The sequence below is a fragment of the Streptomyces sp. NPDC051740 genome, assembly GCF_044453165.1.
Taxonomy (GTDB): Bacteria; Actinomycetota; Actinomycetes; order Streptomycetales; family Streptomycetaceae; genus Streptomyces; species Streptomyces atrovirens.
On record NZ_JBITCL010000003.1, the window covers coordinates 19151 to 32736 of the forward strand.

Genomic DNA, 13586 nt, shown 5'->3' on the forward strand with positions numbered 1-13586 from the left:
GCAGCCAGCAGCGCGTACCCGGGGAAGGTGACGCCCATGCCGGACACGGAAACAGCCATGCAGAGGGCCGTCCCGGAGCAGGCCCTGGCACACGAGCTTCGCTCCTCGCTGCACGGTGAGGTGATCGACCGTGGCCATCCGGGCTACGACGAGGCCAGAGCCGTGTGGAACGGGCTGATAGACCGGCACCCCGCAGTCGTCGCCCGGTGCTCGGGCACGGCGGACGTGGTCGAGGCGGTACGCGCGGCACGGAATTTCCGGCCCGTCGTCAGCGTCCGCGGAGGCGGGCACCAGGTGGCGGGCAGCGCGGTCTGCGACGACGGGCTGGTGATCGACCTCTCGCACATGAAGGGCGTACACGTCGACCCCGCCACGCGCACGGCTCGGGCCCAGGCGGGAGTCACCTGGGGCGAGTTCGACCGCGAGACCCAACTGCACCGTCTGGCCGCGCCGGGCGGGGAGATCTCGGCGACCGGGATCGCCGGCCTCACCCTCGGCGGCGGCTTCGGCTTCGTGATGCGGACGTTCGGTCTGAGCTGTGACAGCCTCCGCTCCCTGACGGTCGTCACCGCGGACGGCACGGTACGCACCGCGAGCCGGGAGGAGGAGCCCGAGCTGTTCTGGGCGGCGCGCGGCGGCGGCCGGGGCATCGGTGTCGTCACCTCCTTCGAGTTCGACCTCCACCCGCTCGGTCCCGAGGTGGCCGCCGTGCTGGTCCTCCACCCGTACGAGCGTGCCGAGGAAGTGCTGCGGGCCTGGCGGGACGCCGCGGCCGTCGCGCCGGACACGGTGACGCCGGAGCTGCTGCTGTGGAGCGTCCCCGCGGACCCCGCGGTCCCGGCCGAACTGCACCGGGCGAACTGCGTGATGGTCGGGGCCGTCCACGGGGGTCCGCCGGAGGACGGCGCCGCGGCGGCGCTGGCCCCACAACGTGAACTGGGCCCACCGCTGGTCGACTTGAGCGGAACCTTGCCCTATGTCGCGTTGCAGGGCGCCAACACCTGGCGGTTCCCCGACGGGGAGCGGTACTTCATGAAGTCGCACTTCATGGACGACCTCGGCGACGATGCCATCCGGACCCTGCTGGACTGGTACTCCAGGCGGCCGACTCCGGAGAGCCTGATCGTCGTCCGCACCCTGGGCGGCGCCGTGGCGCGCGTCGGTCCCGACGACAGCGCGTTCGCACACCGGTCCGCACGCTTCAACGTCAGCATCGACGCCGGCTGGCGGGACCCGGCGCTGGACGACACCGCGATCGGCTGGGCACGCTCGGCGTGGGACGCGATGAAGCCCTTCTCCAGCGGCGGGACGTACGTCAACTTCGCGGGACTCGGAGAGGACGCCGGGGAGCTGGGAGGCGCGGTGTTCGGCTCGCACGAGGAGCGGCTCGAGCACACCCGCGCCGTGTACGACCCGGAGGGCCTCTTCCGGTCGGCCGCGCACCGTCCGTGACCGTGACGTGGACCGGCCGCAGGGATGTGGCGCCGCCGTCCGGCCGCCCTCTCAGCCGGACGGCGGCGGGTGGGACTCACCGCCGAGGCTCTCGACCGTACGGGTCGTGGAGTCGTAGCTGCGCGCGCCGGTGAAAGTCGCCTCCCGGGGTTCGCGCGGCGCGGTGGGCAGAAGGTGGTCGGGCCACCACTCCTACGCGCCGCCGTCCGCCGCGCCCGTGACGAACTCGCCGCCGCCGAGAGCCGCGTCGGCGGCCCGCAGATGACTCGCGACCGGGCCGAAGGAGACCAGGCCGCTGCCGCCGCCGGCCGACTCGCCGTCGGCGGCGGCGAGTTCGTCACGGGCGCGGCGCAGGACCTCCTGGTGTCCCACGGCCGCGGCGGTGCGGGCCAGTACGCACCAGAGCGCCTCCTGGAGGAGGTCGTGGGGTGGCCGGGGAACCGTTGCGAGTGCCTGCCGGGCCCGCTCGGTGGCGCCGGAGGCGGCCTGCAGCAGGGGGACGAGCCACGGCCGGTAGGGGCCGGCGTCGAGGCCGGTGAAGTCGTCGGGGTCGGGCAGGGTGCCGTCCCGCATCGACGGGACGAGCGCGACGAGGACGGCCGCTCCCCGGGTGAGTCCGGGCATGCCGTAGCCCGCGGTCTCCGCGAGGAGCTTCGCGTACCGGGGGCGGGCCGCCGGCCATCCGTCGGTCTCGCAGGTGCGCAGGGCCCGGTACCAGGAGGTGAACACCGCGGCGAGGGGCCGTTCGTCGCGGTGCGCCAGCCGGTCGGTCTCCTCGGCCTCCGCGTCCGCCGCCGCGAGGTCGCCGAGACCGGCGAGGGCCTGGACACGGAGGAGACGGCCCAGAACCTCGTGGCCGGGCAGTTGGTGGTCGACGGCCAGCCGGGTCAGTTCGGCGCCGAGGGCGTCCCGGCGGGCGGCCGATCCGCAGGTGGCGAAGGACTGCATGAAGGCGCCGTTGAGGGCGAACGCGAGCACCGCGGGGTCACCGAGGCGGCGGGCGAGGCGGACGGCCTCCTCGGCGGCGCGTTCGGCGCGCAGCCGCCACGGTTCGGCGGCGGACGTGGCGGCCGCCCGGGGAAGCGGCGCGTCCGCGGCGGCGTCACCGCGCGACTCGACGGCGACGACCGACAGCAGCCGGGCCCGCAGCGCGGACGGTCCGTCGGGGCCGAGCCGGGCGGCGGCGCGGGCGGCGGTCCGGACGAGTTCGCCGGCGCCGGCGGGGTCGTCGGCCCGGGTCCAGACCGCCGGGACGTCGTAGGAGCCGATGATCCTCGCGGCCAGCTCCGGGTCCCCGGTCGTCTCGGCCGCGGCGACCAGCTCGCGCCGGTGCTCGCGCGCCTCCTGCAAACCGTCGGCGCCGGTCACCGCGAGGTCTCGCAGCAGGCCGGCGGTGGCGTGCAGCCGGGCCCTGGACCGGGCGGGCACCGAGCGGTCCCACGCGGCGGCCGTGCGGTCCCAGACGCCGTCCGCCGCCCCGGTCGGCTCGGTCGCGGAGCCGGAGGTGCCGCTGAGTATGCGGGCTTCGGCGCGTGCCAGAGCGGCTCCGGTGTCCGGTCCGTACGCGCTGGTGAGGGCCTGGCGGGCGTGCCGCAGGGTCTCCAGGGCCTCGCCGCGACGGCCGGACCGGTCCAGAGCGGTCGCCAGCAGTGCCCACCCGTCCTCCCGCCCCGGGTGCGCGGTGACGTGGGCCCGCAGATCGACGACGGCGTTCCGGGCGGCGCCGGTGGCCAGGAGGGCGTCGGCGCGCCGTTCGACCGCGTCGAGGCGGAGCGCCTCCAGCCGGGCCTGTTCGGCGGCGGCCCACGCGGCGGCGGGGAAGTCGGCCAGGACCGGCCCGCGCCACTGGGCGAGCGCCCGGTCCCACAGGGCGACCGCCGCGCGCGGTGGCGCCTCGGCGGCCCGCGCGGCCGCGTCCTCGAACCTCCAGGCATCCACCGCCTCGCGTCCTGCGCGCAGAACGTATCCGGGACCGTCGGTGACCAGCAGCCGCGACGGCTGCCGGGAGGGACGCCCGGGTTCCAGGGCGCGGCGCAGCGCCGCGACGAAGGTGCGGAGTGCGCCGATCGCGCCGGCCGGGGTTTCCTCCTCCCACAGGTCGGCCACGAGCCGGCCGACCGGGACCACCCGGTTGCGGGCGATCAGCAACCGTCCGAGCACCTCCCGGTGACGGGGCGCGCCGAGCGGCAGGGGCGCGCCGTCGGGGTCCCAGGCGGCGACCGGCCCCAGCAGTCCGAACTCCACACCCACGGCACGGTCCCTTCGAGGGCGGCGCCGTCCCCGGGGGGTGCCGCGTGTCCACTCATCGATCGCTGATCCGGGGCCCGCAGCCTGGGTGACGTCCCCGGACGACCCGGACCGCCGGGCCCGGGACGTCCACTCTGCCACGAGCCACAGGAGTCGCTGTGACACACCCGAGCATCCCCGGATTCACCGAGCACCGCGTACCGGTCGGCGACGGCCTCGCGCTGAACGCCGCCGTCGGCGGCAGCGGTGCCCCGGTCGTGCTGCTGCACGGTTTTCCGCAGACCCACCTGATGTGGCGGCACGTCGCCGCCGATCTCGCCGCCGACCACACCGTCATCTGCCCGGACCTGCGCGGCTACGGCGCCAGCGACAAGCCCGCGGAAAGCGGCCCGGACGTCTACTCCAAGCGCACCATGGCCCGGGACGTGGTCCGTCTCGCCGCCCGTCTGGGACACGACCGCTTCGCTCTGGCCGGCCACGACCGCGGCGCCCTCGTCGCCTTCCGCGCCGCGATGGACCACCCGGGCACCGTGTCCCGGGCGCTCTTCCTCGACGTCCTGCCGACCCTCGACATGTGGCACGCCCTGCACGGCGTGTCCGGCGCGGTCGGCTTCCACCTGTATCTGATGGCCCAGGCCCCGGGACTGCCGGAACAGCTGATCGAGGCGTCCGCCGACGCCTTCTTCGGCCACTTCCTCGACGCCTGGACCGACTCCCCGGACGCGGTCCCCGCCGGTGTCCGCGCCCACTACCTCGCGGCGTCCGCGGCGGCCGTGCCCTCCATCGTCGCCGACTACCGCGCCTCGGCCGGCGTGGACGTGGACCACGACACCGCCGACCGGGAGGCGGCCAACCGGCTGGCCATGCCGGTCACCGTCCTCCAGCAGGACTGGGGCGCGGCACTCGGCTACCACGCCCAGGGGCTGTGGAGCGCCTGGGCCGGGGACCTGCGGCACCGCACGGTCTCCTGCGGCCACTTCATGGCCGAGGAGGACCCCACCATGGTCGCCGACGAGATCCGGGCCCTCCACGACCGCTGACGACCACCGCCCCGTTCTCTTCCCCGGGCGACGTACCCGGCTTGCGTCATCGCGCCATGACCTGGCCGACGGCAGCGCGCGTAACCGGAGACCATGCCGAGGAACCGGGTGGCGGCCGGTCCGGGACCGTCCAGCACGAGCACGCCGGCTTCACGCTCGGCCCGGTGCCGGCACGTACGTGGGCTTCGGGACGGGCCCCAGGCGCCTCGGGCACGACGAAGTCCAGGACCTCGCACCGGAACCACGCCGGCACCTCGGGGTCGCGGCAACCGAGCACGAGCTCACCGATACGACATGCCCTGACGAAACCTGCTCTCGGCCTGGGCCCCGCCGGGCAGGCCGCACGCGAACCTCATGGGATCCCGCAGTGAGAACAATCCTGCGACCGTACGGACGGGGCGAGCGCGGGCGAGGTGTTCTCAGGGGCGGCCCTGTCCGGGCAGCCGGGCAGGGCCGCCGGCCGTGCGGCGGGGAAGCCGGCCTCGAGACACGACAACGCCCCGACGGTGGCCTTCAGATGTGCGGCTCGGGGGAAAGCCCGTCCAGCGCAGCTCGGTGGGCAGATGCCGCATGTCGTTGGAGAGGAGGACGGAGGCGGGCCGGCCGGGCGCGTAGCGGATGACCGTGAGTGCCGCGTTGCGGTGGTTGAGGCCGGGCCACCGCCGCTTCGGCGCGTGCATGGCGTCCCGGACGAGCCAGGCGACCAGGAAGTCGTGGGTGACGTCCAGTTCGTGCCGGTCCTCTTCACCGTCCGCCGCCCCGGTGAACAGGTCCAGCGCCCGGCGGGCCGGCTCGGGTCCGCGCTTCCACTCCTCGTCGCCGGCACCGGTGAGGAAGCGGAGAGGGAAGTCCGCGGACTCGGACGGAAGTTCGACCCTTTCCGGTAGGTAGGGCACGTAGTCACCGGCGGCTTCCGAGACGTGCGGAGGAACGCTCTCCAGCTGGTCGCCGATCAGGCGTGCGGTCTGTTCTGCCCGCGGCAGGGGCCGTGGTGAACAGCGGTGAAGGGGATGTCCCGGAGGTGCCGGCCGAGCAGGGTGGCTTGCCATGGGCCGGCCTCCGTCAAACCGCTCTCGTCCGGTGACGCCTCGCCGTGCCGGACAAGATGGAGGTAACGGGCGGCGGTGCCGGTCATCTCAAGCTCCTCTGGGCCTGCCGGCGCTCTTGCGCATCAACGGACGCTGTGCCTGCGGGCGCTGGTTCCCTTCACGCTTCGAAGAGACAGGCCCCTCCCCGGGACCACGCCGCCGTCGGCGGACCACCCGGTCGTGCGCCCCCGGCCTCGGCGCCGGTTCAACCGAGTTCGGCGACCAGGTCGCCGGCCGTCACGCGGACCAGGGTCTCCGAGGCGTCTCCGGGACCGGGGAACAGCCGGTAGAGGGTGCCCGATGCCCGCGCCGGCCCGACGCCACCATGGACCGCCGCCAGGAACACCCGCTTGCCGGAGGCGAGTTCGGCCATCGCCGTGTCGGGGTCGGGGTGCCGGCGACGCTCCTCGCTGTCCTCCGTCGAAGACACCCTGGTGGCGAACGCGGCCACGTCCTCGTCCGGACGCCGCCGGTACCGCAGCAGTACGGGCTCCGGTTCCCGGGACATCACGGCCACCTCGGCGGAGCGCGCCGCCGCCCGCCAGACCGCGAGGTCCCACAGGGTGGTCCGGCTGCCGGAGCCGAACTGCTCCCACAGGTCTCGGGCCACCGTGGCCAGCGCGCCACCGCCGTGCGAGCCGATGCTCTGGAAGCCGCCCGTCGACGGCAGATGGGTGTCCGTCCACAGCGCCCTGCGACGGCCCAGGTCCACGATCATCGGCAGGCACACCTGCGAGTCGCCCGCCAGGTCGAAGCGCTGACGGACCGTGCGCGGATCGTAGGACGCGTCCCGCGGGCCGTGTGCGGGCAGCGCCATGAAGCCCGCGAAGGCGTCCGGCAACTCCTCGAACGGCACGTTGTTGTAGCTGAAGACCAGCGGGACGGCATAGACGTCCCCCCGCTCCGCCAGCCGCTCCAGGTCCAGGTCCACGTACTCGGTGGCGCCCTGCGGCGCGGGGGCGGACGTGAGGTCGCCGGAGTGGACCGCGGCGTCCGCGCCGTACACCAGGTCGGTGTAGTCGCACAGTCCGGTGAACCGCCACTCGGCGTCGAAGAACGCGACGGAGAGGTCCAGGTCCGTACGATTGCCCCGGGGTTCGGTCCAGTGCAGGAACAGCCGCAGCACCGCGCCCTCGGGCAGGGTCTGTGTGCTGCCCCGGGGGACCGCCACCAGGGCCTTCGCTGTGGACCGCTCGGTGAACGGCACGGTGAGGTCGGCCAGGCCGGCATCCAGCACCGACAGCTCGTACGGCTCTCCGGCGGCGAACCGGCGCAGCACCTCCGCCCGCAGCAGCGCGACCGCCTCCGTCACCAGCCCGGAGGGCAGCGGAGTCCGCCGCTCCGGAACGGTCAGGGCCCGGGTGACCTCCCCGCGCGGGAAGAACACGCGGCGGCGGCCGGTGCGGTCCTCGGTACGCGTCCGCAGCGCTCCGAGCGCCGACAGCAGCGGTCCCGGGCCCACCTTCGGCAGCCCGCGCAGGAGGGCTTTCTCGAGTTCGGGTTCGAGGGTGTCGGTGGTGTGCAGGCGGAGCAGCAGGTCCAGGCGGCGGACCAGTTCGCCGGGGCGCTCCCCGGCGAGGGCCGCGGCCCTGCCCGCGTCGCCCTCGGCCACCGCCTGTTCCAGTCGCCCGGCCCAGGTGGCCGGGCGGATCCGGGTGCCGTCCACGCGGACGGCGTCCGGGTGCGCGGCGGCCGTCTCCAGCAGGGCGGCGCCGAACGTGGTACCGGGATCCACCGGGGTGCCGCGCAGGACCGCGAAGGCGAGGGCGGCGCGCGGATGCCGGGCGTGCCGCTCGAAGGGGTGCAGGATCTCCGCGGCCCGCTTCCACTCCGTGGGGTGCCGCAGCACGTCCTCCACGAGGTAAGGCGTCGGCAGGTCGTCGAGGACCGAGAGCAGTTCGCGGCGCAGCGGACGCGGCGGGCTCGTGAACCGCGACGGCGTCACCAGTGAGGCGTCACCGCCGGAGAGCACGGCGAGCAGCCGCAGCACGTCGGTGGCGGTGGTGAGCCGCTCGGCCAGCAGTCTTCGCGGTGGCAGGCCGTCCGGCGCCTCGCGCACCAGCGCGCCCAGCACCATTGCCCTGGTCTCCCGGACCGGGATGTCCTGGGGCAGCAGGCCCTGGCCGGCCGGGGTGAGGGGCAGCAGTGTCAGCAGGTCGTCGCGGTCCTGCGGGGAGAGTGGGGTCCGGCGGGCCAGCAGGGCGTCGACCACGGCGGTGGCGTCGGCGGCCCGGTCCGTGCCCAGGCGCAGCAGCCGCAGTGGGCCGGGCACCGGTGCCTTGGCGGCGCCGACGGCGCGGACCGGCCGCAGGAAGGGGTCGTCGGCGTCGATACGGCGGTGGCACACCGGGCAGCCCGCGTAGTCGGACCCGTCCCAGCACAGTCGGCACACCAGGTGCGCGCAGGGCGAGACGGGGAACACCGTGCGCGCCTCGCCGCACAGCACGCAAGGCTGTTCCGGCTGTTGCAGCAGGTAGGCGAAGACCCGGTCCACGTACAGCGCCTCGGTGTTCCGCGGCACGGTGCGCGGGAACCGGCGGAAGAGCGGGACGTGGGTGCGGTCGGAGCCGAGCAGGCCGTCGGTCAGCCCGACCAGGCGGGTGTGCGCGACCGCCAGCTCCTCGGAGGTCAGCGAGTCGAGCGCCGCGTGCAGTCGGGAGGAGAGAAGGTGGCCGCGGCCGAGCAGTTCGGCCTCCAGCCGGCGCAGTGCCGGTCCTGTTCCGCCGCCGGACGCGAACGCCCCGTCCACGTACACGGTCTGGATACGGCGCAGCAGTACGGACTCGGCAGCGAGCAACGGGGGAACCCTCCACGACGACCGGGACAGGGGAACGGGGGCGGAGAGTGGGCGCGCTGGGTCTTTTCGAGAAGGTGAGAAGGATGCGCGTCAGGGAGCCGCCCCCGTCGCACCCGATCCCATCACACGCGTGCGCGACCGCCAAACGAATAAACGGTCCCCCCTCGGTGTGAGCGCCGGGCAACCGTGCGCCGCTTCCCGTACCGGTCCTGCGGCGGTGTCGGTGGGAGCGCCCGCGGCGCCGGCCGACGAGGACGACGGTGCCCGGCAGCAGGGCTCCGGCGCCTGCCGTGACGAGGAGTGCCGTGTGGGCCGTGCCCGCGGCGGGGAGCGTGCCGTCGGACGGTGCCGTCGTGGTCGGAGCGGCTCGTGTACCGAAGGCGGAGGTGGCGCTGTCGTCGGAGGGGTCCGGGTCGTGCCGGGGGACGCCGGCCCGGCCGGGGGCGAAGGCTTCGTCGTAGGCGCAGTCGGAGAACTCGTGGTCGAAGAGCGGACCGCCCTCCGACGCACGGGGGTCCCGAAGGTCGTCCACAGGCGTGCCTGCTTCCGTGGGCGCGCCTGCGGGGGTCGTCGGCCTCTTTCCGCGGAGGTGGGCTCGGGCGTACCCGGCCCACGCCCCGGCCGGCTGGCGCGACCCGATCGCGCAAGGGCCATGGCGGACCGTCAGGCTCGGTTCCGTGACGGCTTCGGTTCGGAGGGAAGGGTCTCCTCGCGGCGGCGGAGCAGCAGCGGGGTCGCCAGCAGGAACACGCCGGCCAGTCCGATGGCCGTGCGCGGACCGAGCAGACTGCCCAGCACGCCCCACAGGGCCGTCAGAAGTGCGGTCGTGCCCTTGGTCGTCACCGCCCAGGCGGTCAGTGTGCGGGTGAGCCGGTCGGTCGCGACGCGCTGGAGGCGGTAGGTGGCGTGGACGGGGTTGAAGACCCCGCAGCAGAGGATGAGCCCGAACTCGACGCCGATCACCAGCAGCAGTCCGCCGGTGCCCGGCCCCAGGAAGGCCAGGCCGATGGGCCAGACGGCACGCAGCGCCCCGGTCGCGACCAGGACCTGGTGCTGCCCGAACCGGGTGACGAGCGGCCGGGCCAGCCGTGCTCCGAGCAGCCCGCCGATCGAGGGCGCGGCGAAGGCGAGGCCGTACTGCCACGGTGCGAACCCCAACTGTCCGAGCATCTGGACGGCCAGCAGCGGTTGGACGGCCATCACCAGGCCGTTGAACAGGGTGGTGTTGAAGAACAGCGGACGCAGGGCCGTGTCGGAGAGGATGTACCGCCAGCCGTCGAGCAGGTCCCCGGCGCGCATGCGTGTGGCCTCCCGGCGCCCGGGGCGCGGCTCGTGCCCGCCCGTCGCGCGGATGCCCAGAGCCGAGAGCAGATGGCTGACCGCGTCGGCCACCACCGTCGCCACCGGACCGAGCAGCCCGATCGCCGCACCGCCCAGCGGCGGTCCGGCGATCGTGACCGTCCAGGCCGTGGACTCGAACCGGGCGTTGGCGACGAGCAGGTCCTCGGCCGGCAGCAGGTTCTTCAGGTACGCGCCGGAGGCAGCGCGGAAGGTGATGTCGGCCGCCGCGACGACGACCGAGACCAACAGGAGCTGAAGGAAGGTGAGCGCGCCGAGCGCGAACGCGGCGGGGACCGTCAGCAGCGCCGCGAACCGCATCAGGTCCATCGCGATCAGCACCTGCCGCTTGCGGCGGAACTCCATCCACGGGCCGAGCGGCACGGCCACGGCCGCGCCCACCGCGGCCCCCACGGAGGACAGCGCGGCGACCTCGGCCGGTCCGGCGTGCAGCACCTGGACGGCGATCAGCGGGAACGCGCCGAAGGCGAGCCAGGTGCCGAGCGCGCTGGTCCCGTACGCTGCCCAGAGCCATCCGAACTGCCGCCCCAGCCGGTGTCCGCTCCTCATGCCCGGTCCCCCTGCCCTTCACCCGCACAACCGATCCGCGACCGGGAGTATCCAAGCGAGGGCTGTGGCCAGGGATCAAACAACCGGAGGAACCACGGACCACAACCACCGGTTGTGGCCTTAGGGTGTCGGCGTGGACCTCGACGCCGTACGGACCTTCGTCGCCGCCGCGGACGCGGGGCAGTTCCAGGAGGCTGCCGCCGAGCTGGCGGTCACCCAGCAGGCCGTGTCCAAGCGCATCGCCGCGCTGGAACGCGACCTCGGCGTGCGGCTGTTCACCCGCACCGCCCGCGGCGCCCGGCTCAGCATCGACGGGCAGGCGTTCCTGCCCCACGCACGCGAACTGCTGCGCGTCGCCGAGCGCGCGCGAGCATCCGTGCGCCCCGGCCGCCGTCCGCTGCGCGTCGACGTGATCGCCTCGCGCGGCGCGGCGTCGGGTCTGATGCGCGCCTTCCACCGTGCCCGTCCCGAGATCGACCTCGACGTGGTGTGGCTGTTCGACATCGAGACGGCCGTCGCCGCCCTCCGGTCCGGAACGATCGACGCGTCCTTCCGCGCCGTCGGCATGCCCGGCCGGCCCCTTCCCGAGGACATCGAGTCGGTCCGGGTGCTCGACGAGCCGCTCCAGCTCCTCACCGGCCCCGCCCACGCACTGGCGGGCGCCCGTTCGGTGACCCTCGCACAGCTCGCCGGGCACCGGATCTGGATGCCCGGTATCGTCCCCGGAACCGAGTGGGCCGCCTACTACGACGACCTCGTCGCCGAGTTCGGCCTCACCATCGAAGCCACCGGCCCCAACTTCGGCTCCGACGCGCTCCTCGACACCGTCGCCGACACCCCGGCCCTCGCCACCCTCATGAGCGAGCAGACCCGCCTCGTCTGGCCCGCCGGCCACGACCTGCGCCGCATCCCGGTCACCGACCCGACCCCCGTCTATCCGCACTCGCTCCTGTGGCACCGCGACAACCCCCACCCGGCACTGGCCGTGCTCCGCGCCCACCTCGCCGCCACATCGGCCGGCCACGACACCACCGGGACCTGGACACCCGGCTGGGTGACATCGCGCTGAACGCCGACGCGCCCTCGATCCCTGTCGTGGACGAAGGACGCGCGATGTGAAGCGGGCACGGGCGCGGCCTGCGGGGTGAGCGGCTGTTCCGGCATTCCGCTCAGGGGTGGGAGGTGGCGACCTCGACCCCGAACCCGATCAGGACGACACCTGTGACGCGGTCCACGGCACGTCGTAGGGCAGGCTTCTCGAAGAAGGCGCGGGCCTTGGCCAGGACCAGCAGGTCATCCCGAGATGCGGTGAGAGGCCGGACGGCGCGAGCGTGGGCAGGAGGCCGGTGTAGAAGACCGCGATCTTCGGGTTGAGAACGTTGCTGACCAGTCCCGTGCGCCACGGGTTGCCGAACGGTGCCGCGGCGGGGCCGGCCACCGGCGTCACCGGACGACCGCTCCGGCTCTGCAGCAGGGCCTGGACGGCTGTCCCCACCGTCGTGCTGCTGCTGACCGCGATGCCCTCCTGGTGGACGGAGACCCGGGCGGTGAACACCGCCCTGGTGCTCAACACCCTGCTGCTCGCCGGTTGGGGCGCGTGGACGGCACGCAGCGCGGGCCGCGGGTGGGCGGCTTCGCTCCGGGCCGGAATCGCCGACATGCTGATCGGCCTGGTGATCATCGGGGCGAACGCCCTGATCAAGTAGCGTTCACGACTGCCGGCGGCCGGCTCCGTCGACGCCACCGCGTCTGCGCTCCGGCTCTCCGACGAGCCGTGTTTCCAGGCGGTAGTCGACGGTGACGTCACCGTAGTCGTGGCTCGGAGCGACCTTCTCGGGAAGGTGGTCACGGTCACTGTGGCTCGTCGACTCCCGCTCCCCGGTGCCCGGGAAGCGGACGGCTGTCCGGGGTTCCTCCGCGAAGCGGAGGCGCGCGGCGTGGACCGTCGACCGGAACGAGATGTCCCACTCCGTGCTCTCCACCGCCGTTCAGGGCGGCTCTTCCCGTTCTTCGGTGGCACGGCGGCGGCCGGGCCGCGGTGGCAGTTTTCCGTCCTCGGCGCGTGTCCGGCGCTTACGGGTGCCGCTCTCGCCGCGGGCGGTCCGGTCCCGGTGCCCGTCCCCCGGCCTGCGCGCGCTCCGTGCGTCCGGCCCGGTTCGGCGTACGGTGCCGCCCGTCGTGTCCGCGGCTTCACCCACGACACCCTCGGTGATGTCGCCGGCCTCGCCGACAGCAGCCCGGCCCGCTCCACCGACGTCCTCCACCGCGCGTCCGACGTCACGGCCCACGTCCCGCACGGCCGTGCCGGCTCCTCGGCCGACGTCCTCCGCCACCGAGCCGACACCGCGGCCCACGTCCCGGACGGCGGTCCCGGCGCCCTGGCCGACGTCCTGAACAGCAGCCCCGGCGCCCTGGCCGACGTCCTGAACGGCAGCCCCGGCGCCCTGGCCGACGTCCTGAACGGCCCGTCCGGCACCCGTACCCACCTCACCCACGGCTTGACGGGCTCCACCACCGACGTCCTGTACGGCCGATCCGACCCCGCGCGTCAGGTCGCGCAGGATCTCCGGATGGCGATCGATTGTCGTGAGCACCCGATTGATGATCATGGCGACATTGTCGAGACGCACCCTGAGCCGGGCCTGTGCCTCCACACCCGAAATACCCAGGTGCACGCGGCCGAGGGTGACGTCGGCGCCCACACTCAGCTTCAGCAGATCCAGCACCTCGGCCTGCAGGGAGACGTGCGCCCGCAGGTCCTCGACGTCCAGGTCGATCTCGTCGACCTTCAGCACCGGAACGTCCAGGAAGACATCGGGGTTCGCGTCGGCGGCCACGGGGGCACCCCGGGGGGCGGCCACGTCCTCCGCCTCGTAGGAGCCCGGCTCGTCGCCGTACGGCTCCGGCTCGGTGTATTCCTCGAGGTCCTCGGCGTATTCCTCAAGGCCCTCGGCGTCGGGTTCGCCGTCGTACGGGTCACCCTCCTCGACGGGTGCCTCGTCGTTCTCGGCGTTGTCGTCCATCACCGCGCCCTCCCGGTCCGTCCTGACCGAC

Annotated in this window: 10 protein-coding genes and 2 pseudogenes; 4 read left to right on the forward strand and 8 right to left on the reverse strand. The window is 74.1% G+C overall.

What is annotated here, in order from left to right:
• The first annotated feature begins 36 nt into the window (after positions 1-36).
• Positions 37-1452 (forward strand): FAD-binding oxidoreductase, encoded by a 1416-nt coding sequence (locus ACIA6T_RS05875; protein WP_399445331.1) that lies wholly within the window; start codon positions 37-39, stop codon positions 1450-1452.
• 192 nt (positions 1453-1644) lie between these two features.
• Here ACIA6T_RS05875 and ACIA6T_RS05880 read toward each other — a convergent pair whose 3' ends face one another.
• Positions 1645-3702: a BTAD domain-containing putative transcriptional regulator gene (locus tag ACIA6T_RS05880; RefSeq protein ID WP_399445332.1), complete on the reverse strand. Its 2058-nt coding sequence runs from the start codon at positions 3700-3702 to the stop codon at positions 1645-1647.
• A 155-nt stretch (positions 3703-3857) separates the two neighbouring features.
• Between ACIA6T_RS05880 and ACIA6T_RS05885 the strand changes: the two genes are divergently transcribed.
• Positions 3858-4739 carry an alpha/beta fold hydrolase gene (locus ACIA6T_RS05885; RefSeq protein ID WP_399445333.1) on the forward strand — a complete coding sequence of 294 codons (882 nt, stop codon included), beginning with the start codon at positions 3858-3860 and terminating at the stop codon, positions 4737-4739.
• Positions 4740-4935: 196 nt separating this feature from the next.
• Here the strand turns inward: ACIA6T_RS05885 and ACIA6T_RS05890 are convergent.
• The 4 genes and pseudogenes from ACIA6T_RS05890 to ACIA6T_RS05905 form a co-directional block, all read right to left on the reverse strand.
• A pseudogene (locus ACIA6T_RS05890) lies at positions 4936-5028 on the reverse strand (VOC family protein); the annotation flags it as partial.
• Between the two features lie 238 nt (positions 5029-5266).
• A pseudogene (locus ACIA6T_RS05895) lies at positions 5267-5874 on the reverse strand (histidine phosphatase family protein); the annotation flags it as partial.
• Positions 5875-6032: 158 nt separating this feature from the next.
• A complete protein-coding gene (locus tag ACIA6T_RS05900) occupies positions 6033-8624 on the reverse strand; it encodes an MXAN_6230/SCO0854 family RING domain-containing protein (protein ID WP_399445334.1) in 2592 nt (863 codons plus the stop codon).
• Between the two features lie 663 nt (positions 8625-9287).
• A complete protein-coding gene (locus tag ACIA6T_RS05905) occupies positions 9288-10532 on the reverse strand; it encodes an MFS transporter (RefSeq protein WP_399445335.1) in 1245 nt (414 codons plus the stop codon).
• Between the two features lie 133 nt (positions 10533-10665).
• Between ACIA6T_RS05905 and ACIA6T_RS05910 the strand changes: the two genes are divergently transcribed.
• Complete coding sequence (locus tag ACIA6T_RS05910) at positions 10666-11601, forward strand: LysR family transcriptional regulator (RefSeq protein ID WP_399445336.1); 936 nt, start codon at positions 10666-10668, stop codon at positions 11599-11601.
• Positions 11602-11739: 138 nt separating this feature from the next.
• Here the strand turns inward: ACIA6T_RS05910 and ACIA6T_RS05915 are convergent, their stop codons facing one another.
• A complete protein-coding gene (locus ACIA6T_RS05915) occupies positions 11740-12087 on the reverse strand; it encodes a hypothetical protein (protein WP_399445337.1) in 348 nt (115 codons plus the stop codon).
• Here ACIA6T_RS05915 and ACIA6T_RS05920 point away from each other — a divergent pair.
• Positions 12080-12238 (forward strand): hypothetical protein, encoded by a 159-nt coding sequence (locus ACIA6T_RS05920; RefSeq protein WP_399445338.1) that lies wholly within the window; start codon positions 12080-12082, stop codon positions 12236-12238. The two genes, ACIA6T_RS05915 and ACIA6T_RS05920, sit on opposite strands and share 8 nt — an antisense overlap.
• A gap of 3 nt (positions 12239-12241) precedes the next feature.
• Here the strand turns inward: ACIA6T_RS05920 and ACIA6T_RS05925 are convergent, their stop codons facing one another.
• Positions 12242-12514 carry a hypothetical protein gene (locus ACIA6T_RS05925; RefSeq protein ID WP_399445339.1) on the reverse strand — a complete coding sequence of 91 codons (273 nt, stop codon included), beginning with the start codon at positions 12512-12514 and terminating at the stop codon, positions 12242-12244.
• Positions 12515-12520: 6 nt separating this feature from the next.
• Entirely contained in the window at positions 12521-13555 is a 1035-nt protein-coding gene (locus tag ACIA6T_RS05930; protein WP_399445340.1) for a hypothetical protein, read from the reverse strand.
• Positions 13556-13586 lie beyond the last annotated feature (31 nt).

What these genes read in the sequence shown, in the direction of transcription:
- ACIA6T_RS05875 (WP_399445331.1), top strand. Translation starts at nt 37, where the DNA reads ATGCCGGACACGGAAACAGCCATGCAGAGGGCCGTCCCGGAGCAGGCC.
- ACIA6T_RS05905 (WP_399445335.1), bottom strand. Translation starts at nt 10,532, where the DNA reads ATGAGGAGCGGACACCGGCTGGGGCGGCAGTTCGGATGGCTCTGGGCA.
- ACIA6T_RS05930 (WP_399445340.1), bottom strand. Translation starts at nt 13,555, where the DNA reads ATGGACGACAACGCCGAGAACGACGAGGCACCCGTCGAGGAGGGTGAC.